The organism is Brevibacillus sp. AG162 (genome assembly GCF_006715575.1).
Lineage (GTDB): Bacteria > Bacillota > Bacilli > Brevibacillales > Brevibacillaceae > Brevibacillus > Brevibacillus brevis.
The window spans coordinates 28,531-48,505 of sequence record NZ_VFNO01000004.1; the positions used below are offsets into that span (position 1 = coordinate 28,531).

Annotated in this window: 16 protein-coding genes; 8 read left to right on the forward strand and 8 right to left on the reverse strand. The window is 49.3% G+C overall.

Annotation, left to right across the window (positions count from 1 at the left end):
* From FB479_RS14075 to FB479_RS14105, 7 genes are all read left to right on the forward strand, one after another.
* The gene (locus FB479_RS14075) at nt 1–1,425 is read left to right on the forward strand and encodes an aldehyde dehydrogenase family protein (RefSeq protein WP_142065723.1); all 1,425 of its coding nucleotides are present in this window, start codon (nt 1–3) and stop codon (nt 1,423–1,425) included.
* A 264-nt stretch (nt 1,426–1,689) separates the two neighbouring features.
* The gene (locus FB479_RS14080; protein ID WP_142065724.1) at nt 1,690–3,144 is read left to right on the forward strand and encodes a polysaccharide deacetylase family protein; all 1,455 of its coding nucleotides are present in this window, start codon (nt 1,690–1,692) and stop codon (nt 3,142–3,144) included.
* A 33-nt stretch (nt 3,145–3,177) separates the two neighbouring features.
* Nucleotides 3,178–4,491, forward strand: coding sequence for a nucleotide sugar dehydrogenase (locus FB479_RS14085; protein ID WP_142065725.1), 1,314 nt, complete (start codon nt 3,178–3,180; stop codon nt 4,489–4,491).
* 26 nt (nt 4,492–4,517) lie between these two features.
* A complete protein-coding gene (locus FB479_RS14090; protein WP_142065984.1) occupies nt 4,518–6,401 on the forward strand; it encodes a glycosyltransferase in 1,884 nt (627 codons plus the stop codon).
* Between the two features lie 36 nt (nt 6,402–6,437).
* Complete coding sequence (locus FB479_RS14095; RefSeq protein ID WP_142065726.1) at nt 6,438–8,198, forward strand: polysaccharide deacetylase family protein; 1,761 nt, start codon at nt 6,438–6,440, stop codon at nt 8,196–8,198.
* 28 nt (nt 8,199–8,226) lie between these two features.
* Nucleotides 8,227–9,291 (forward strand): glycosyl hydrolase family 18 protein, encoded by a 1,065-nt coding sequence (locus FB479_RS14100; protein WP_142065727.1) that lies wholly within the window; start codon nt 8,227–8,229, stop codon nt 9,289–9,291.
* A 237-nt stretch (nt 9,292–9,528) separates the two neighbouring features.
* A complete protein-coding gene (locus FB479_RS14105) occupies nt 9,529–10,362 on the forward strand; it encodes an undecaprenyl-diphosphate phosphatase (RefSeq protein ID WP_304488797.1) in 834 nt (277 codons plus the stop codon).
* Nucleotides 10,363–10,404: 42 nt separating this feature from the next.
* Here the strand turns inward: FB479_RS14105 and FB479_RS14110 are convergent, their stop codons facing one another.
* The 8 genes from FB479_RS14110 to efeO form a co-directional block, all read right to left on the reverse strand.
* The gene (locus FB479_RS14110; RefSeq protein WP_142065729.1) at nt 10,405–10,872 is read right to left on the reverse strand and encodes an OsmC family protein; all 468 of its coding nucleotides are present in this window, start codon (nt 10,870–10,872) and stop codon (nt 10,405–10,407) included.
* A 186-nt stretch (nt 10,873–11,058) separates the two neighbouring features.
* Nucleotides 11,059–12,747 carry a hypothetical protein gene (locus FB479_RS14115; protein ID WP_142065730.1) on the reverse strand — a complete coding sequence of 563 codons (1,689 nt, stop codon included), beginning with the start codon at nt 12,745–12,747 and terminating at the stop codon, nt 11,059–11,061.
* Between the two features lie 27 nt (nt 12,748–12,774).
* A complete protein-coding gene (locus tag FB479_RS14120) occupies nt 12,775–13,215 on the reverse strand; it encodes a divergent PAP2 family protein (protein WP_142065731.1) in 441 nt (146 codons plus the stop codon).
* Between the two features lie 23 nt (nt 13,216–13,238).
* Nucleotides 13,239–13,595 carry an SMR family transporter gene (locus FB479_RS14125; RefSeq protein ID WP_142065732.1) on the reverse strand — a complete coding sequence of 119 codons (357 nt, stop codon included), beginning with the start codon at nt 13,593–13,595 and terminating at the stop codon, nt 13,239–13,241.
* A 64-nt stretch (nt 13,596–13,659) separates the two neighbouring features.
* A complete protein-coding gene (locus FB479_RS14130; protein WP_069849938.1) occupies nt 13,660–14,589 on the reverse strand; it encodes a decaprenyl-phosphate phosphoribosyltransferase in 930 nt (309 codons plus the stop codon).
* A 220-nt stretch (nt 14,590–14,809) separates the two neighbouring features.
* A complete protein-coding gene (locus FB479_RS14135) occupies nt 14,810–16,594 on the reverse strand; it encodes an FTR1 family iron permease (protein WP_142065733.1) in 1,785 nt (594 codons plus the stop codon).
* Nucleotides 16,595–16,621: 27 nt separating this feature from the next.
* The gene (efeB, locus tag FB479_RS14140) at nt 16,622–17,899 is read right to left on the reverse strand and encodes an iron uptake transporter deferrochelatase/peroxidase subunit (RefSeq protein ID WP_142065734.1); all 1,278 of its coding nucleotides are present in this window, start codon (nt 17,897–17,899) and stop codon (nt 16,622–16,624) included.
* A 4-nt stretch (nt 17,900–17,903) separates the two neighbouring features.
* On the reverse strand, nt 17,904–18,803 hold the full coding sequence (gene efeO, locus FB479_RS14145; protein WP_142065735.1) for an iron uptake system protein EfeO: 900 nt from the start codon (nt 18,801–18,803) through the stop codon (nt 17,904–17,906).
* 371 nt (nt 18,804–19,174) lie between these two features.
* Here efeO and FB479_RS14150 point away from each other — a divergent pair, with 371 nt between their 5' ends.
* Entirely contained in the window at nt 19,175–19,963 is a 789-nt protein-coding gene (locus FB479_RS14150) for an HAD-IIA family hydrolase (RefSeq protein ID WP_106657223.1), read from the forward strand.
* The last annotated feature ends 12 nt before the right edge of the window (nt 19,964–19,975 follow it).

Below are 19,975 nucleotides of genomic sequence, written 5' to 3' on the forward strand. Positions count from 1 at the left end.
ATGAAAAAGCATCTCTACATCAACGGACAATGGAAAGAAGCAAAAGAATACGCGCCGCTCTACTCCCCTTATTCTGGGGAACTGCTGGCTGAAATCGCTCAGGCAGAAGATCATGACGTCGACGAGGCAATCAAGGCGGCCAAAGCAGCAGCCAAAGTCATGGCGAAAATGCCAGCCAGTCAGCGCGCCTTGATTCTGGAGCGTGCAGTTGCGATTATGGAAGCACGCAAGGAGGAACTGGCGGTCATCCTCGCACAGGAAGCCGCCAAGCCACTTCGCACAGGTCGTGTAGAAATCGCTCGGACGATCCAGACCTACAAGTTCGCCGCAGAAGAAGCGAAGCGCATTCACGGAGAGACGGTGCCGCTCGATGCAGCACCGGGTGGTGAAGGACGTCTTGCTTTTACGGTACGCAAGCCGATCGGCGTAGTCGGCGCGATCACGCCTTTTAACTTTCCATTCAATCTCGTAGCACACAAGGTCGGGCCTGCAATTGCCGCAGGAAATACCGTCGTGCTGAAGCCAGCAAGTCAGACGCCGCTTAGCTCGCTGATCCTGGCCGATATTTTCGCTGAGGCGGGCTTGCCAGCAGGAGCGCTCAACATTTTGCCTGGAAAAGGCGCAGTCGTAGGTGAAAAGCTGGTCAGTGACAGCCGAATTGCCGCGATCACCTTTACGGGAAGCCCTGCGGTTGGAATCGCCATGAAAAACAAAGCGGGACTCAAGCGCGTGACCTTGGAGCTTGGCTCCAACTCTGCAGTGATCATCGACCACAACGTGGAAATCACGCAAGCGCTGATTGATCGTTGCGTGATGGGTGCTTTCTCCTTTAGCGGTCAAGTGTGTATCTCGCTGCAACGCGTCTATATACACCAGAGCAAGTACGAAGAGTTCCTGGAGAAGTTTAAGGCTGGCACAGAAAAGCTCGTGCTGGGTGATCCGCTGAACGAAGAGACAGACATGTCCTCTGTGATCTCCGCCAAGGATCATGAACGCATGGGAGCATGGGTACAGGAAGCAGTAGAAGCAGGTGCACATGTAGTTACTGGCGGTAAGCCTGTCAGTGACAACCTCTTTGCCCCTACGATTCTGACGAATGTAGGCGCACATGTTGCCGTCTCCTGCCAGGAGGTATTCGGTCCAATCGTAGTCGTTACTCCGTTTGAGACCATGGACGAAGCGATTGATGCGGTCAATGACTCCCGATTCGGATTGCAGGCAGGCATCTATACGAGTGACATTCACGCAGCTATGCGCGCAGCGGAAGAGCTGGAGGTCGGAGGCGTGATGATCAACGACATTCCGACGTTCCGCGTAGACAACATGCCGTATGGCGGTGTAAAAGACAGTGGCTTTGGCCGCGAAGGCATCAAGTATGCTGTCGAGGAACTGACCGAACTAAAATTAATCGCGATCAAGCTATAGCAGATGAAAGACGAGTCCAATGTGGCTCGTCTTTTTTTTGAAAGCAGCGTCCGGAAGGAGAGCGTCACCGGGACCATAAATTGTCATAAATGAAACCGCTTCATATAGTTGTTAGGCATAGGCGGTTATGTTAGGCTAGCGTGTAGAGACAGACTATGTTCATTTCTGTGCAAAAAGTGTTTGATTACACTTCACTTGTTACGCAGATGAAATAGTCGTTTTTTTATGCGTAAAGGGCATTTCTTACACGAAAAGGGGACAATCATGATTAGTCATAAGAAAGGGGTCAGTGGTTTCCGTTTATTCCACTGGATCTCACTTGTAGCGATAGTTGCATGGTTGGCAGGCTGCTCACCGTTTCAGGGGAACGAAAGCAGTGCAGATGACAGCCCGCAACCAGTCAAACCTGAAAAAATCGAGCGTTACCAAGGGGAAAAGAGCAAGGCAGTGTCCATGGTCTACACGACGCAAAGACAGCTTGCTCTTACTTTTAATGGGATGGCAGATAAGGACACGATGAAAAGACTGCTAGATGAGTTGGACAAGTACCACATCAAGGCAGCTTTTTTCATGCCAGGCATGAGGGTAGCGGAAGAGCCGGACATTGCGCGGCAAATAGTCGCTAGAGGTCACGAGATCGAAAACAACACGTTGAATCAATCGAATTTGCAGGATCAGCCTTACGAGAAAATGTACGAAGATATCAAATTGACCAATGACGTCATCAAAAGAGAGACGGACAAAACACCGCGGTATATCCGAACGAAGTCGGGCGATTACAACGACGATCTTCGATTGGTAGCTGCTCACAATGGACAAGAAGCCGTCGTGTCATCCAGTCTGTTCCTGCACAATTGGCAAAAAGAGACGGAAGCTGAAAAGAGCCGCTATTTACGAAAATATATGAATCGCGGCGGCATCATAGCGATGGATACAGAGGAAAACAAGTCTGTCGTACAGAACATCCGGCTCCTAGCAGAGGCTGCTACTGATGTCGGTTACAGATTCGTTCCATTGCACGAGTTGATTGCACAAGGCGGGGAGCGAAAGCCGCTGCAAGAAATTCCGGGTTTTGATGCAGCCAAGATAAATCCGGCTTATCAGGAGTCCAAGCCAAATCTCATCTATCGAAAAGAAACGAACAAGAAGATGGTCGCCTTGTCCTTCGATGATTGGGGTACGGATCAAACAGTTACGAAGATTCTCGATATCCTGGACAAAAAAGGAGTAAAGGCTTCGTTTTTCCTTCGCGCAGATGGTGTAGAGCGAAATCCAAACCTGGCGAGAGCGATTGCGGAAGCGGGACACGACGTAGCCAACCACACCTATTCTCATCCGGTAAATACCAAGATTGCACCGGAAGAATTGCAAAAAGAGATTGTCAAAGCCCATCAGATCATTACCGAAGCGATTCAGCAGAAGCCGACGATGTATTTCAGACCGCCAACAGGGGCGTTCGACGAACAGACACTCAAGGCGATTGCAGCAACGGGCTACAAAGATATTACGATTTATGATGTGACGCCAACCGATTACGACAAGAAACGGAGTGCGGACGATATCGTGAAAGCCATTATGGAGCAGACACGGAGCGGAAGCGTGATTCTGCTGCACATGCTCGATGACATTCACACAATAGAGGCGCTACCGACCGCAATTGACCAGCTTAGAAGCAAAGGATACACGTTTGTACCCATGACAGAGATGTTTGGCCAATAATGCCAAAATAGAACAGGGAGAGGGAGCCAGCTTATGAATTTGTACGAAGGGATTGTGGAGAGGAAAGAAAAAATTGCCGTTGTCGGTCTTGGGTACGTAGGCTTGCCGATTGCGGTGGCACTGTCCAAGCGTGCTGATGTGATTGGCTTCGATGTAAACAAAGAGAAAGTGGCAGCCTATCAAAAGGGAAACTTTCATGATGCTGACGTGAATCAGGAGCTAACGAGTGACGCAGCAATAGAATTCACTTCAGATGAAAATAGATTGCAAGAAGCACGGTTTTATATTATAGCAGTGCCTACTCCGGTCAAAAGCGGGAATGTTCCCGACCTGAAATATGTAGAAAGTGCATCCCGCATGGTTGGCAGACAGTTGAGAAAAGGGTCAATCGTTGTCTTTGAATCAACCGTTTATCCAGGGGCAACCGAAGATGTATGCTTGCCAATCCTGGAGGCGGAGTCGGGCTTGCGTTGTGGGGAAGACTTCAAGATCGGGTATTCACCTGAACGCATCAACCCGGGAGACAAGGTAAATCGCCTAGAGAATATCGTAAAGATCGTATCGGGGATGGATGAAGAAACGCTGGGAATCGTGGCAAGCGTCTACGAGCTCGTGATTAAGGCAGGCGTTTATCGAGCGGAAAGCATCAAGGTGGCGGAAGCAGCAAAAGTCATTGAAAATGCTCAGCGGGATGTCAATATAGCGTTTATGAATGAGCTGGCGATGCTGTTCAATCAGATGGATATCCCGACGAAAGCCGTATTGAGAGCGGCAGGAACGAAATGGAACTTTATCCCTTTTACACCGGGCTTGGTCGGAGGGCATTGCATCGGTATCGACCCTTACTATTTAACGTACAAAGCAGAAGACAGCGGCTATCGCTCCCGCATTATCTTGGCGGCCAGACATATTAACGATGGCATGGGGAAATATGTCGCCCAACAGATCATCAAAATGGCCGTTCGCTCGAAGCTCGACCTTCAAAATGTACGGATTGGTATTTTAGGCCTGTCCTATAAAGAGGACTGCGCAGATATTCGCAATACCAAGGTGACGGACATCATCGAGGAACTGAAGGAGTACGGGATCAGCCCGCTGGTCGTAGACCCGATGGTGAATCCCCGGGAGGCATACGAGGAATACGGCATCGAGCTGTCAGAGATGGAGGCTCTCCACGACTTGGACATGGTGGTTGTAGCGGTGCCGCATGCTGCCTTTGCCAAGATGGGAGTTGCTGATTTTGCCGCGATGTACGGCAAGAATGAAGCAAAAATCATGATCGATATAAAAGAGACTTATTCCAAAGCTGACTTTGAAAACAGTGGATTTCATTACTGGAGCTTGTAGGCAGTGGAGGGGAGAGAGCGACAGTGATGAAACAGTTGATAGAGAAAATAAAGCCGAAAAAGAAAGAGAAAATCGAAGAAGTACTGACGGTTTCCAAGACAGAGAGGCGCGTGCTATCGAATGTGCCAGACCCGGAGAAAATTCGTGTCCAAGTGGACCGCCGCGGTGCTAAAGACACGAGTGAGCCAGGAAACCTGGAGAACCCGGAATATTTGAATCGCATTCGGATGCTGAGTCTGCGCTATATGGCGGATTTCCCAGTGACGCTATTGACCAAGAAACAGCGGGTCAAGGATGGAAACAAGGCCAGAGCCGTCGACATTTCTTCGACTGGACTATTAGTTGAACTAGATTCGGAGATGGAAGACATTCAGGTGGGACAAGTGTTTATGATCCATTGCACGATTCCGCCAGGTACGATGCCAGAAGGCTATGAGTCAACCGTGAAGCTGGATGCAACTGTCGTTCGCCGGTTTACGCAGGAAGAGGACGGACGTCAGAAGTTCATGCTCGCCTTCGAGTTTTCCAAACCGCTGACCGAGTATTTTCGTAAAAAGCGCTGGGGATACGCGATTTATATCGCAAGTGCTTCCCTGTTTGTCGCTGCGGCGTTTATCGTTCTCATGCGTGCGGAGAGCGTGATTTATTTCAAATACAACATTTACTTGTATTTGTACAGCTTGATTGCTGCTGCCTTTTTGCTGACACGGTATTTATTCGGTGCTCTTTATCGGGAGGTTGCCGTCAATCCGGACTATACACCGGGCGTGAGCATTATTATTCCGTGCTTTAACGAAGAGCAGTGGATTCACCGGACGATTTTGAGTTGTGTGAATCAAAATTACCCAATTGATAAGCTGGAGGTCATCGTAGTAGACGACCGTTCGACGGACCGATCGGCAGAAGAGATTCAAAAGGTCATCGATATGATTCATAACGAGGCCGAGCGCTATATGACCCGTGAACGCGTGAAGAAGCACATTCTTCCGGAAAACGGCGGGAAACGGGTCGCTTTGGTAAAAGGTGTGGAAATGGCCAAGCACGATTTGGTTGTCTTCGTTGATTCAGACAGCTTTTTGGAGCCGACTGCGATCCGCAACCTCGTACAGCCTTTCCAAGACCCGAAAATGGGTGGTGTCGCAGGGCGTACGGATGTGGAAAACAAGTTCACCAACGCGATCACCAAGCTGCAAACGGTTCGCTACTACATTGCTTTTCGCATCATGAAGGCGGCTGAGTCGTGGTTTGACAGTGTGACCTGCTTGTCTGGGCCGCTGTCTTGCTATCGCAAGGAATTGATTTTGCAGCATTCCGAAGCATGGCTGAATCAGAAGTTTCTCGGGCAGCCTGCCACTTTTGGCGATGACCGAAGCATGACCAACTTTATTTTGCGAACACATCGGACAGGCTATCAGGATTCTGCGATTTGCTCGACGATTGTGCCGTCAGACATGAACGTATTTTTGAAGCAGCAGATGCGCTGGAAGCGTTCGTGGTTGAGGGAATCTTTGCGTGCCAGCGGCTTTATTTGGCGCAAGGAGCCTTTTATGGCGATCTTCTTTTACATCGGTCTGATTGTTCCTATCGCTGCTCCCGTCATCGTACTGTACAACCTCGTATACGTTCCGCTCGTTCATCACGTTTTCCCGGGCACGTTTTTAATGGGCTTGCTGTTGATGGCGCTCTTAATGAGTTTGGCCCATCTGTTTTTCCGTAGAAGCAAGCTGTGGATTTTCGGGATTGTCTTTTGTGTGTTTTATGAGCTGGTGCTGTTGTGGCAGATGCCTGTGGCTTGGGTGACCTTCTGGAAATCGACTTGGGGTACCCGAGAAACGCCGCAGGACGTCGAAGCGAGATTGAAAAAAGAAGCCCGAAAGAAGAACAAAAAAGGCTTTGGGTTGCCTTTTTAAGTGGGAAAGACAAAGGGAGTGAGGGTGTCAGGAGTTATGGGGAAAACGACGAGTGATGTCTTGGACTATCGGAAAAAAGATCGCAATAAATTTATCAAGACGCTGATCCAGGTCGCTATCTTAGTCGTCTTGGGTGTCATGTTATACAATGCCGGTTTTGATTGGAAGAAGTACGAGGAACCGAATAAAGCAAACTGGACGAATGAAAAAGGCTTTATCGCTATCTCCTATTTTGGCGTAGGCCGTTCAGGTACACCGAAGCTGGTAGCCAAGAAGCAATTGGATGAGCAGCTTCAGGCGCTTTACGATCAAGGCTATCAAACCATCTCGCAGCAGGATGTTTTGGACTTTTATAAGAACAAGAAGCCACTTCCGGACAAGGCTCTGTTCTTGGCCTTTGAAGATGGCCGCAACGATTCGAGCTTGTTTGCCCAGCCGCTCTTGGAGAAGTACAACTTCAAAGCAACGGCATTGTCTTACGGAAACAAGATGGGGAATAGCGAAAACAAGTTCCTCCAGCCCGAGGACATGAAAAAAATGATGGAAAATGGTTTCTGGGAGCTCGGCTCTAACGGCTATCGATTGACATATATCAATGTATTTGATGATCAGGGCAATTTCATCGGGGTGAAGGATGAGAGTGAATTATCGAATAAAACAAAGGTGGGCTACTATAACCACTACTTGATGGACTTTATTCGTGACAGCAACATGATCCCGATGGAAGACAGAAGCAAGATGGAAGCGAGAATCAACGAAGACTACAAGCTGATGAATGATACGTATATGGAGCAATTAGGCTTTGTCCCGGGTGCCTATATGATCATGCATGCGAACACCCTGTATGGCGGCATGAATCGCCTGGTAGCGGATGCGAACGACGCGAATATCAAAAAGTACTTTACGATGCACTTTAACCGGGAAGGAACCGCCTACAACGACAGCGAGGGCGATCTGTACAACCTGACCCGCGTGCAGCCAGAACCTTACTGGTACACGAATCATTTGTTGATGCGCATCCAAAAAGACACCGACGAGAAGATTCGCTTCGTTCGCGGCGATGAAGAGCAGGCCAAAGAGTGGGACCGTCTCGGTGGTGCCGCGCAATTTATGGAGGATCAGATCGTCTTGACCTCTCCAGCTGCTGGCTCTGGCATGTTATATTTAAAAAACAGCAACAGCCAGAAGGATATCAAGCTTTCTGCCAAGCTGGAAGGGAATGTAATCGGCAAGCAGTCCATTTATTTGCGCTATGATCGGGAAAAAGACAGCTTTGTACGGGTCGTCCTGCATGATAATGAGCTGCGCGTCGAGCAGAAGAAGGAAAAAGGAGAGGTTCAGGAGCTTTTCAAGACGGAATTGAGCCAAGTGGTTTGGAATCCTGAAGATTTGACCTTCGACCGTGCCTCTGTTTATACGAGAGAGCAAGGCGAGTCTGGTGCTCCCGAGCTGGAAAAATACCCGATCAACATAAAAAATACGCGTCCATTCGAAATGACTGTTCAAGGCGACCGTCTCAGTGTTTCCGTGGACAAGATACCGCTCTTGGATAAGCAACAGATCGATCCAAGCATTAGCAGCGGTGGTGTCGCATTGGAAGCGGCCTATAGTGAAGTGAACAAAAAGGACGACATTTATGACGGGGTGTTTGCGGACGTACAGATTGGGTCCCTGGAGCAGCCAAATGGTGAGCAGCAGATGCTGTTCAGTAATGTGCAGACAGGGGCTGCAGGAGTCGTCAGTTCGATCAAGAAAGCTTTTTCTGCCACAATGGACTGGGTCATCGACACCTTTTAAAATCCGAAACAAGGGGGATCAGTGTAAGGTGTCAACCATCAAGAAACGATCGATCATTTTGACTGCTCTTCTGATAGTAGTGTGTGCCACCCTCGTATGGTACATGATGAAATGGAATGATACCGAGGGCTTGGAGAGTGTAGGTGCAGCAAACAACACGACAGAATTGTCTGCATGGGTAGTAGACTGGCAGTGGGAATCCGGTTTGGAGGATTTCCGCAGGATGACGGATGGCTTGTCCAGTGTGCAAGTCTTCGCGGCGTATTTTGATGAAAATGACAAGTTGCATTTTACTGACCGCATGACTAAGGCGATGCCTGCGATCAAGGAAGCATCGAAGCAGGGCAGCTATGTTGATCTCGATTTGACCATTGTGAATGATCGTTTGAACAGTGATGGTACGCAGGTTCAAAAGGACCCGTCGATTGTCAGCAGGCTCATGGCGACAGATGCTAGCCGTACCAAGCACATTATGGAGATCAAGAATGCCGTGATCCAGAATGGCTTTCATGGTTTAGAAATCGATTATGAGAGAATTGACGAGAAAGACTGGGACAACTTCCTTACTTTTATCCATACCTTGTATCTGCATATGGAGCAGGAAGGGAAGTCGCTTCGTATTGTGTTGGAGCCACGCGCTCCGATTGAAGACTTGGCATTGCCAATAGGTCCTACCTACGTCATGATGGCTTACAATTTGTATGGTACGACTACGGAGCCAGGCCCTAAAGCCGATCATTCATTTATCGAGGAGCTTGCCCATCGAATGAAAAAAGTACCGGGTGACAAGGTCATGGCCCTGTCTGTAGGCGGATTTGACTGGGCTAGTGATGGAAAAGTGACGGCTGTGACGGAAAAGCAGGCAGCGGACCTTGCCATCTCGAGTATCGAGCCGCCAAAGCGGGATGAAGCTAGCGGCAGCTTGTACTTCGACTATATGGGTGAGGACGGTCAAAAGCACACGGTTTGGTATGCTGATGAAGTAACACTGTCTCAATGGGTCGCAGTTGCGAAGAAAGCGGGCATTGAGAAAATCGCGCTTTGGCGACTTGGTGACATGGGGGAAGGGACGTTGCAATATGTGAATCGATGAGTGGCTGTGGTGGAGGGAAGAAGCGAATTTCCAGTCTACGCTTCGGCCTACGCCCCGCAAGGGGTATGACTGTCCGCTTCGAAATAACACCCATCTGGGATTTGCTAGAATGTTTTTCTATCAAGATGTAACTTTGTACCAGAGATGAACGTTATAATGCTAGAAGCGGTAGTCTGCTCTTTTACAGGGCGGCTGCTACATATGATTTTGGACATCATTCATAGGAGCGTGGAATTTTTGAGTCTCTGGGAAGCTTTTGTCGCGATTGTGCTGGGGCTAGTAGAAGGATTGACGGAGTTTGCCCCGGTTTCCTCTACGGGTCACATGATCATCGTGGATGACTTTTTGTTCCAAACGAAAGAGATGTTTTCACCAGAAGTGGCGAATACCTTCAAGATTGTCATTCAGCTCGGCTCAATTTTGGCTGTTGTCGTTTTGATGTGGGATCGGTTCATGAGTTTGCTCGGCTTGAAAAAGCTGGCGGGTAAGAGCGAGATTCCAGCAGGACCTCGACTGAATTTGGCTACGGTCATTGTCGGTTTGATTCCAGCGGGGATTCTGGGTGTTCTGTTTGACGACTACATCGATGAGTATTTGTTCTCTACGAAGACCGTGGTAATCGGTCTGGTGCTGGGCGCTCTGCTCATGCTGGCTGCGGATTGGTTCCGACCAAAGCGTGCCAAGATCGAGTCGGTTGACCAAATTACGTACAAGCAAGCGTTGCTGGTTGGACTCATTCAATGTTTCTCACTGTGGCCTGGCTTTTCCCGTTCGGGTTCCACGATCTCGGGGGGCGTACTGTTGGGCATGAGCCATCGTGCGGCGGCAGACTTCACGTTTATTATGGCGGTGCCGATCATGGCGGGCGCGAGCTTTTTGTCGCTGTTGAAGCGCTGGGATGCGATAACAATGGACAGCATTCCGTTTTTCGTCGTCGGTTTTATTAGCGCGTTTGTGTTCGCGCTTCTGTCGATCCGTTTCTTCTTGAAGCTGATCAACCGGATCAAGCTGACACCATTTGCGATTTATCGTTTGGTGCTGGCAGCGGTCATTTACTTTGTGTTTATGTAAACATCAAAAATACGACAAAGGCTCCCGGTTGGGAGCCTTATTTTAATCATTCGCCTTTATCTCACTCGGTTTTTCAATAACAATTCCGCTTAACTTAAGCGTAACAGGATTGGCAATCGTATCTCCAACGGGGCATGTCTGTTCCAAAAACTCCATAAAAGACTCTACTTGCTCTCTGGGAGCATCCGTTTTGATATGAAAGGTGTATCGAATCTCGGAATACCCGCGGCGGACATCAGATTTGTTCATGAAGCCATCCGTATCGAGATCGCCTTCAACTTCCACCCAAAAATCGTCGAGTTGAACATTAAACTTCCTAGCATATACTCTGGCAACGATCGATTGGCAGGCGCCTAATGCGGAGAGTACCAGTTCAACCGGGTTCATTCCGGTATCCGTACCTCCCAAGCTTTTTGGTTCATCGATGGTTATCTCGAAATTTCTGGAACTGGCCTTCACAACCATTCCCTTCTGTAGATGTGCAGTTGCTTTGAATGTTTCAACAGGCATGATACACACTCCCTTCTGGATAATCAATACAAGTAAACTCTACCATGGTTTTCCAAATGAGATTATGAAAATTTTTACATTTATACATTTATAAAAGCTGGTGTCTCGTTCACTACACCACTTAAAAATAAAAAAGGGGCTGTCTCCAATGTCGATTTCCCGACTTAGAGACGCCCCTTCTATCTTTTATTTCAAGAGATAAACCGCACGCGTAGTCATAAATCCTTTGACATCTTCGCCTTTATCCAGCTTTTGCTCGACGAAAGGAATGCCCGCTTCTTGCAGACGTACTTTCACCGCATTGAAATGGTGGAAGTCTACGACCAGCGTTTTGTTGCTTGCCTTGATCTCTTCAAGCTGCTTTTTCACTAATGCATTAGCGCCAGATTGTCCAATGATATGAGAAGCATTTACCATCACCATATTGGCGAGTAAGATGACGACAAGAACCTTGCCCGCATGGCGGAAAAAGCCCTTCTGGACATCCAAGACTGCCAGCGCAATCAAGAGCGGAATCAACCAAAGCTGCGGAACATAGCGCGCCCACCAGCTTTCCGGATTAATGAGCACGGTCACGAAGAGCGCCAGACTGATCCACAAGAAAGGTGCCGCTTTTTTTCGATGAGTCCCCAAAAGCAAGGCGACGAGAATCAGGCATGTGACAATCACAGCTCCTCCGAAAAGCGGTCCGAATCCGGCTACACGGACGTCAGGAGAGTAGAACACAGCTAGCTCTTTCAAGGTGACCGTAAATGGCAACTTCCATGTAGGGCTATGGGGTGTTGCAATGTTCTCCGATTTGGAAAATAAGGAGATAGTCAGATTTTCAACGTTGGTATTGTCTTTGAAACCATGCGGGCTGTTCGAGGTCATGATATCAACGGCACCTTTGCCCGCCAACGGATAAAACGGATGTCCCTTTGTTAACGTGTTGGTGACATACGGATTGTAGCCAACAACGCCTACAGTGATAACCAGACTAATTGAAAGCCACAAGAGCATGCTTTTGATGTGCTGACGGCGATTATAGAAAAAGAAGAGCACGAGAATAGCCAAGCCGAGCAATCCGGCATACCCCAATGCCGTAAATTTGATCTGCGCCAGCAGCATGAGCGCTCCACATAGTGCGAGTAGCGTCCAAGCATGGTAGCGCTTATACAGCAGATAGCCGAGAGCGCAGATGATGAGCACGAGCGAGCCAAGCTGTCCGTCAATATAGAAGGAAGTCGATTGCGTGATCACCGCGGGATTGAACGCTGCGAGTAGTGCGAAGGCAATCGCCGCCCCTTTTTTCTCTGGGAAAGCGGTTCGGATGGCAGCGAGTGTCAGGAAAAAGGACGATGCAATCAACAACAGGTTAAATATTTTGCTGACCTCAATCTGACCAGTCAATTTGTACATGACCGCATCGAGCATCCAAGGCCCCTTGGCGTAATGATTGATCCACAGGTGAAAGGCCGAGAGAACCTCTTTATTGTCCATCTCCTCGACTTCTTTTGAACCAGGAGGCTTGAGGATGGGCTGGTCATGTATAGGATTCCAGCCTTCTGTTAACTTCACGATGGCTTCTTGATGATACGTTTGTCCGTCAAAAGAGAGGTCAAACGTATTGGCGCTGATGAAGTAGCTGATGCATGAAACAATCGCCAGTCCAGCCAACAGGGAGAAAAACCAGGCCCGACGACGTGAACTTACGAAGACCGACACCATCCCGCCCAGCGCAGCCAAAGCCGCAACGAGGCCAATCCAAAAGCTGGCGGCCGTCACGGATACGCCGAACAAAAATAAAACCGATGTGCTAAGCACAATCGTAGCCATAAACAATAGCAAAGCCGTCCCGAGCAGGAACGAGTACGTAGCTGTACGGTTATTCATGAACATAATCTCCTGTCTACGAATCTACTAGCCAGTGAGGGTAGGGAGGTTCGCTGCCAGCAGATGCAATACGGTCGCAAGCAGTACCCCGAGCACCAGACCCCCGGCAATTTCCCATCTGGTATGTCCCATGCTTTCGCGCAAAGGCTTGGCGGGTAACACGTCAGGATGTTCCTTTGCGAGCTTGTTGAGTGCCTCTGCATGTTTTCCTACCGCTCTGCGCAACCCAGTCGCATCGATGATCACAATAAACGTCACAGCCACACCCAGCCCGAATGCAGGATGAGTAAAGCCCTCCTGCAAACCAATCAAAAACACAGTCGTGACCATAACGGTTGTGTGCGTGCTGGGAAAACCGCCGTTCCCGACCATTTCTTTGGCCCGGGCCCCAAAACGGAGGTAATTAATCAAGAATTTGGTTATTCCGGACACAAGCCAGCCGATAAACGGCGCTACCGCATATAACATGATAAAACTCCTCTACGTGATGATTACGACTGAGAAATGACGACGACGCCCACGACGATAATCGCCAGACCGACAATACGTGTAAGAGACAACGGTTCGTTGAAGATCAAGAAGGACAGCACAGCTACCAATACGTATCCGAGTGCTGCCATGGGATAAGCATAGGAGAGCTGCACCTTTTCCAGCGCAGCAATCCAAATAAACGCAGAAAGTCCGTAAAGCGCAAGTCCCACCATAATCGGCAGGTTCGTAAAATAGTGCAGGAACTTCAGTAGCAGCATGTCATTGTTACTGGTGAGCGAGGATGCGCCCATCTTCATCGCAACTTGTCCACACGCACTGAGGACCACGGAAATGATGATGAGAACAATTGATGGCATAGCCTGATCCACAACCTATCTGTGCAAGGAAATTCATGTTCAAAGTCCAACTTTTTGAACTTCCTTATTTAAATTCAAATACGTAAATAATCCCGGCCACCATGACGACATACAGGAACACCGTAATGAGAATCGGCTTGTCCTGCAACAAAACTTTTTCCGGACTGCCGCCCTGGCCTGCGACGGTGATCAAATACAGGTAACGGAAAATCCCAAAGATCACAAGTGGAATGGTCCACATCAAGTGAATCGTGCGTCCAGATGTAAAAGTGAACAAGGAATAGCTGATGATCGTCATGGTCGTCACAATCGTATTCAGCTGATTCAACAATTCGGACGAATAGCTGTCGAGCACTTTGCGATGCGTACCTTTATCCTGCTGCAACAAAATCAGCTCGTGGCGACGTTTGCTGATGGCCAAAAACAGCGCGAGCAGCATCGTACAGAGCAAAAACCACGGCGTAAACGGTGTTTGGATCATCAGACTTCCACCGATGGCACGCAAAACAAAACCGGCTGAGATAATCATGACGTCCAGAATGACCACATGCTTCAGCTTCAGCGAGTAAGCGACGTTGAGCACAAAGTAAACAAACAGTACGAGCGCGAATAATCGGTCAAAGTAATAAGCACTAAAAAGGGAACCCAGTAGCAAAAACGCACCGAATGCTAACGCGAGCGCTGGCGGCAATGCACCAGAAGCCATGGGCCGGAACTGTTTTTCCGGGTGATTTCGGTCATTTTTGATATCGACAAAATCATTGAGGATATAGACACAGCCGGATACAAAACAAAACAGCAGGAACGCCAACACTGATTTTCCAATGACATCCGGACTTACTTTGTGCAAGGAAAATAGCAAGGCAGCAAAGACAAGCAAGTTTTTCGTCCATTGATGCGGACGAAGCTGCTTCACTAATAGGTAGACCATATTTTGTCGAACGCGTGGCGTTGTTTTGACGTCAACTTTAACAGAATTTGATGTTGCCCCCATATCTAACCCCTATCCTAGTATCGAATCTTGTACCCTCTAATGACGAAAAATGTAAAAAGAAGGTTACACCTGTAATATGGTAACATAACTTGTCCCATAAAAATTTAACGATAACAGAAAAAATGTGAACTTGCGATAAAGAATGATTGCCAAAAATAATTTTGGTGTTACAAGAAAACGCAGCCCTCATGAAGGAGCTGCGTTTTTGGAGTTAGCTCTGTTAGTTCACCCGCGGAATAGGAGTGGCTGTTTTTTTCCGCGAATACAGGAACAAATTGATGAGAACGATCACGAGTATGATCAATTGCGGGATCGTCGTTTCCCAGCTCGCATAAATGCCGAGAGTCGGTGCGTACAACAAGTAATCGCTGCTGTGTGCAGATAAGCTTCCCGTCACCTGCAAAGCGTGGATGCTGACGCCGACGAATTTAAACGCCATGTAGTAGAGCAAGAGGCTGGCTACAAAAAAGAACGGCCGAACCGGAATGCGTGCACTGAGCTTGATAATGACAAAGCCAATCACGGCCAAGACGACAATCGCGCTCACGATACCGATCAACAGGTCTGTCATGGAGATCGTAGCGGCCATCCCCATATAAAAGATAATCGTTTCTGCTCCTTCGCGTGCGACAGCGAGAAAGGCAGTGAATGAGAGTGACCACAGAGCTCCTGTTGCCAAGGAAGAGCCGATCGATTTCTCGACAAACTGATTCCATGCCTGCAAATTGGACTTCTTATGCAACCAGGCACCGATCGTCACCATAAAGAAGACGGCAATCAGTCCGGTTACTCCCTCAATCGTTTCTCGCGAGTTGCCTGTGGAGAGGGTGGAGAAAACGAAACTGAGGATGACGGCAAGAATGGCGGAAACTACGATTCCGGCAATGGACCCAGACCAGATCCATTTGCGCTTGTCGGCATTGCCTGACTTGTTCAGGACAGTGAGCAGCGAGACGATGATCAAGATGGCCTCCAGTCCTTCGCGGAACAAGATGAGTCCCGCATCCCAAGCGGTGTACGAGGACGTTGTCGCAAATGGCGCAAGCTCTGTCTTCATTTCCGCAAGATGAGCCGTCGCCTTTTCCCATTGCGGGGGATTGGACAGGATGAGTGTCGGGACGGCGACCATCTTGGCTTCGATGCTGCTGTAGGTAGCTGGCGATTTGGTCATGACTACGCCTTCTACAGAGGGCCAAGAGGTGATAAAGGTCTCCATTTTGTCCGAAGCAGCGGTTGCATCCTGATTGGCGATATCTGTTTCAACCGATGCAAGGAGTGTCAGTAGAGACGAGATGGTTGGCTGCTCGGAAGAAGGATTCGCAGCGGGCTGTTGGACTGCCTTTCCTGACAAATAATTGTCCACCGCAGTAATAAGTGCCTGTACTTTCTCTGCGCTCTTTTTAGGGTCGGGTGGTTCTGTATTCAAGGCAATGCGGGCACTGCTGATTTTGATTTCCATATCGCCGTAGACTGTGGCATTTTCCGCTCGAACAAGACCCTCTGCCTTGTACCAGCCGGTGACGAAGCTGTTGTACGATTGCTTGGCTTTCGTCAGATCGCCTTCCGTGATGGCTGTCATGCTGTTTTGCAAGAGCGGTAGCAATGCCGCAATTTGCTTGTGCGCGCGCTCTTTTGGCTGACCGCCTTCTTCTTTGGACGAGACGTAACGATCCGTTGCTTTTGCCAAATTGGAGATGGCTGCTTTTGCAGTGTCAGGATTCGCCTTTGCTTGGGCAAGGGCTTGCTCTGCTTCCACGATTGCTTGCGTCAATGCTTGTGCATCTGCGGAGCTCTCTTCCGAATTGCCCTCCCAGATGCTCTTCATACTGCTGATCGCTTTAGCTGCTTCTTCCCAGTTGCTATCTCCACTGCTAATCAAGGCATCGCTGGAGAGGGCGATCATTTGCTTGAGCTGTTCTGGCACAAGCGGCGCGGCTACAGCGGCAGACAGAGCAGATGTCCATAGCAGCATGCACGTACAAATGATAAACAGATAGCGTTTCAAGGTGTTCACTCCATCCCAGGTAGTTGGTTAAAAAAGCGTGTCCCCGATGTATCCGCCCTCACTTGCACCAGGGAGACAGGCGTACAAACCACTGCCGACATGGGTGATATATTCATTGAGCAGGTCGACGGATGCGAGCTTTTGTTGCATCGGAATGAATTGCTTGCGCGGATCACGATTGAAGCAAATGAACAAAAGCCCAGCATCGAGCTGACCAGTCTTGAGATCCATTCCACTCGAATAGGAGTAACCGCGCCGCAAAATTTTCACCTTGCCCTCCATATGGGCCAAGGCAACATGGGAATCCACAGGAATCACGGGCTTTCCTTTTGCGTCCTTGCGATCCAGCTCCAGCTCGTCGAACTCATTTGCTTTGCCTAGTGGAGCACCCGTCATGCGATGGCGACCAAACGTATTCTCCTGATCGGTGAGGGAGGAGCGATCCCATACCTCGATCCGCATGCGGATTCGGCGCATGACCATGTAGCTGCCGCCTGCCATCCACGCGGGACTTTCAGCAGTGTGAGCCCAGACGACTTCATTTGCGGTAGCGGGATCGTTCACCTGCGGATTGTTCGTGCCATCCTTGAAGCCCATCAGATTTCGTGGTGTGGAGCCAGTCGGGTCGGATGCGCTGGTACGCTGGAAGCCTTCCTGCAGCCAGTGGAGGACAGCTTTGCCTCGAGCGATTCGGGCCAAATTCCGCAGAGCATGGAAGGCGACCTGTGGATCGTTGGCACAGACCTGCACGACAATATCGCCATCTGACCATTCTTTTCGCATTTCATCGCTGTTGAAGCGAGGCAAGTCAACTAAGGGAGCTGGGCGGTTGGCTGCCAGACCAAAGCGCTCGTCAAAGAAAGAAGCGCCAAGCCCAAATGTGATTGTCAATTGCATTGGGCGCAGGCCCATGGCTTCTCCCGTGTCGACAGGAGGAAGAAGGGCGTTGTCGCTCTCCTCATCGACGTTTTTGCCGGCGGTCATGCGTGCTGCTGCCTGTGTCCAGCTTTGAAACAAGGTGCGGACATCCCCTAGCGAGGTCGTCGTCAAATCAAAAGCACCCATGCAGATAAAATCCTGCATAGGTGTAATGATCCCGGACTGATGCTTGCCATAAAAGGGAATGACCTCATCTGCACCGGTCGGAGTGGCACTTGTCTGCTCGTTTTTAGAAGGAGAGGGCATAAGGCTATTGACCCCAGTCGCCCCCAACAGCAGTCCAATCCCCCCGACACCAGCCAACTTTAGAGCTTCTCGACGTGTGATTTTGTTCGCTGTGGTGTTTGCGGGATGCTTGTCATTCATCTTGTTAGCCTCCTACGATCGTACCCATTTTGGACAATGGTTCAGCCAATGCGTCGAGGGACTGACTCAGCTTTTTCACTTGGTCTTCCTTCAACTCGGTGTACAGCACATAACCGTCGCCTTTGCGGTATGGTGCGAGTGCTTTGTCCAAATCAGCGAAGCGAGCTTCAATTTCACTGGCAAGAGCAGCGTCTTTTGCGGTAACAGCAGGCTTCAATACTTTGTAAATTTCGTGAGCGCCTTCCACGTTTGCAGCGAAATCGTACAAGTCCGTATGGGAATAGCGTTCTTCCTCACCAGTCACCTTGCTCGTCGATACTTCGTTCAAGAGCTCAACTGCACCCGTTACCAGCATAGGCACGTCGATTTCGACGCTCTCTACCTTCACGCGGAGCTGCTTCACATCTTGCAGCAGCTGATCCGCCACTTTTCCTTGGTCAGCGACCGATTTGGTTTCCCAGAGCGCTTTCTCCAATTTGTGATAGCCGCGCCATTCGTTATCAGGCACATCGCCTTCGCGGGCATCGATCCACGGGTCAAAATCGCCGAGAGATTCCGCGATAGGCTCGATTCGCTCAAAGTAAGCACGGGCTGGAGCATACTCCTTTTTCGCTTTTTCCAGATCGCCTGCTTTGACGGCGGTGGTGAAGCTTTCTGTTGCTTTTACGAATTGGTCGGTTTGGTCGACAACCCATTTTCGGTATTGATCAATAGAGGCTTGCAGCTCAGGAGAAGTAGCAGAAGCAGTGCTCGCTGTCGCAGACTGATCAGCAGCGGCAGGCTTGTCAGGCTGCGCGGCTTCTGGTTTTTTCTGTTCGGTTTGTGTTTGTGCGTTTCCACAAGCGGCGAGCAAGGAGGAACCGAGAACAACTGCGGCAAGTGGATAACTCCATTTTTGAATCATGAAAAGACATCCCTTCATCTGATATGAGTGCATAATTATATGATTATATGTTGATAATGAATATCATTATCATTTACAAAGAATTTTACTCTTTCTTAGACAGTTTGCAATCTTTTTTTGACTAACGATCACTCGTTAGTTTTGGCGTTGTTCACATAAAACCAATGGTAGCTCAACAATCCCTTAACAATGACTTGTTATGATCGAGCTATCAACCAAATAAATAACGTCTGTAAGTGGGTCGAGACGTGGAGAAAGCCCTCATACAGCAATAGATTCGAAAAAGACCGTTCGTTCGGTTTGTTTCTTTGTGCTATTGCCGTGTATGAGGGCTTTTTGTGTTTTTCGAATGAAAGGAGCGAGCAAGGGATTTGCTAGATACAGATAGGTACGATGCGTATTTTTTTGATTTGGATGGAACGATTTTTCTTGGGAATGAGCTGCTTCCTGGGGTGGAAAAGACACTTGCTGCACTGAGGGAGAAGCAGAAGAAAATCATGTTTTTGACCAACACGACGGTACAGACAAGAACAGCTTGTCAGACTCGCCTCCAGAAGCTCGGATTGGCTGCCCGGCGGGAAGAAATCATGACGGCTGCCTATGCGGCGGGATTGTATCTTCAAGAGAATGCGGAGCAAGCGCGTGTCCTGATTGTAGGGGAGCCTGCCTTGGAGGAAGAGATTGCGAGCTTTCATATAAAGCAGGTGCAAGATGCGGAGGAAGCGACGCATGTATTGGTCGGAATGGACCGTGCATTTACGTATGAAAAGCTGCAACAAGCTGCTGACGCTGTGCGAAAGGGAGCCCACCTGATCGTAGCGAACCCCGATCCGGTATGTCCGGTGCCAGGGGGTGCCATTCCTGATACATGGGCGTTGGCGAGAGCGATTGAAACGGCCGGTGGAGCCTCTGTCTGGGCGATGACTGGCAAGCCGTCTCGGTACTACGCCGATCAGGTTTTTCAACAGCTTCAAGTGCAGCCAGAAAGATGCGTCATGGTAGGCGACCGTTTGGAGACAGACATTTTACTCGGGAAAAACAGCGGTATGAAAACGGCGCTGGTAATGACAGGTGTGACGACCAGTCGCGAACTGGAAGCCACAGAGATTCAGCCAGATTACATCCTTCCGACGATGGAAGCCATGGTGCAAGTCGAGTAGGAAAACGAGGAG

Coding starts and splice junctions, on each gene's coding strand:
- FB479_RS14075 (WP_142065723.1), top strand. CDS start 1: ATGAAAAAGCATCTCTACATCAACGGACAATGGAAAGAAGCAAAAGAA.
- FB479_RS14080 (WP_142065724.1), top strand. CDS start 1,690: ATGATTAGTCATAAGAAAGGGGTCAGTGGTTTCCGTTTATTCCACTGG.
- FB479_RS14085 (WP_142065725.1), top strand. CDS start 3,178: ATGAATTTGTACGAAGGGATTGTGGAGAGGAAAGAAAAAATTGCCGTT.
- FB479_RS14090 (WP_142065984.1), top strand. CDS start 4,518: ATGAAACAGTTGATAGAGAAAATAAAGCCGAAAAAGAAAGAGAAAATC.
- FB479_RS14095 (WP_142065726.1), top strand. CDS start 6,438: ATGGGGAAAACGACGAGTGATGTCTTGGACTATCGGAAAAAAGATCGC.
- FB479_RS14110 (WP_142065729.1), bottom strand. CDS start 10,872: ATGCCTGTTGAAACATTCAAAGCAACTGCACATCTACAGAAGGGAATG.
- FB479_RS14115 (WP_142065730.1), bottom strand. CDS start 12,747: ATGAATAACCGTACAGCTACGTACTCGTTCCTGCTCGGGACGGCTTTG.
- FB479_RS14120 (WP_142065731.1), bottom strand. CDS start 13,215: ATGTTATATGCGGTAGCGCCGTTTATCGGCTGGCTTGTGTCCGGAATA.
- FB479_RS14125 (WP_142065732.1), bottom strand. CDS start 13,595: ATGCCATCAATTGTTCTCATCATCATTTCCGTGGTCCTCAGTGCGTGT.
- FB479_RS14130 (WP_069849938.1), bottom strand. CDS start 14,589: ATGGGGGCAACATCAAATTCTGTTAAAGTTGACGTCAAAACAACGCCA.
- efeB (WP_142065734.1), bottom strand. CDS start 17,899: ATGAATGACAAGCATCCCGCAAACACCACAGCGAACAAAATCACACGT.
- efeO (WP_142065735.1), bottom strand. CDS start 18,803: ATGATTCAAAAATGGAGTTATCCACTTGCCGCAGTTGTTCTCGGTTCC.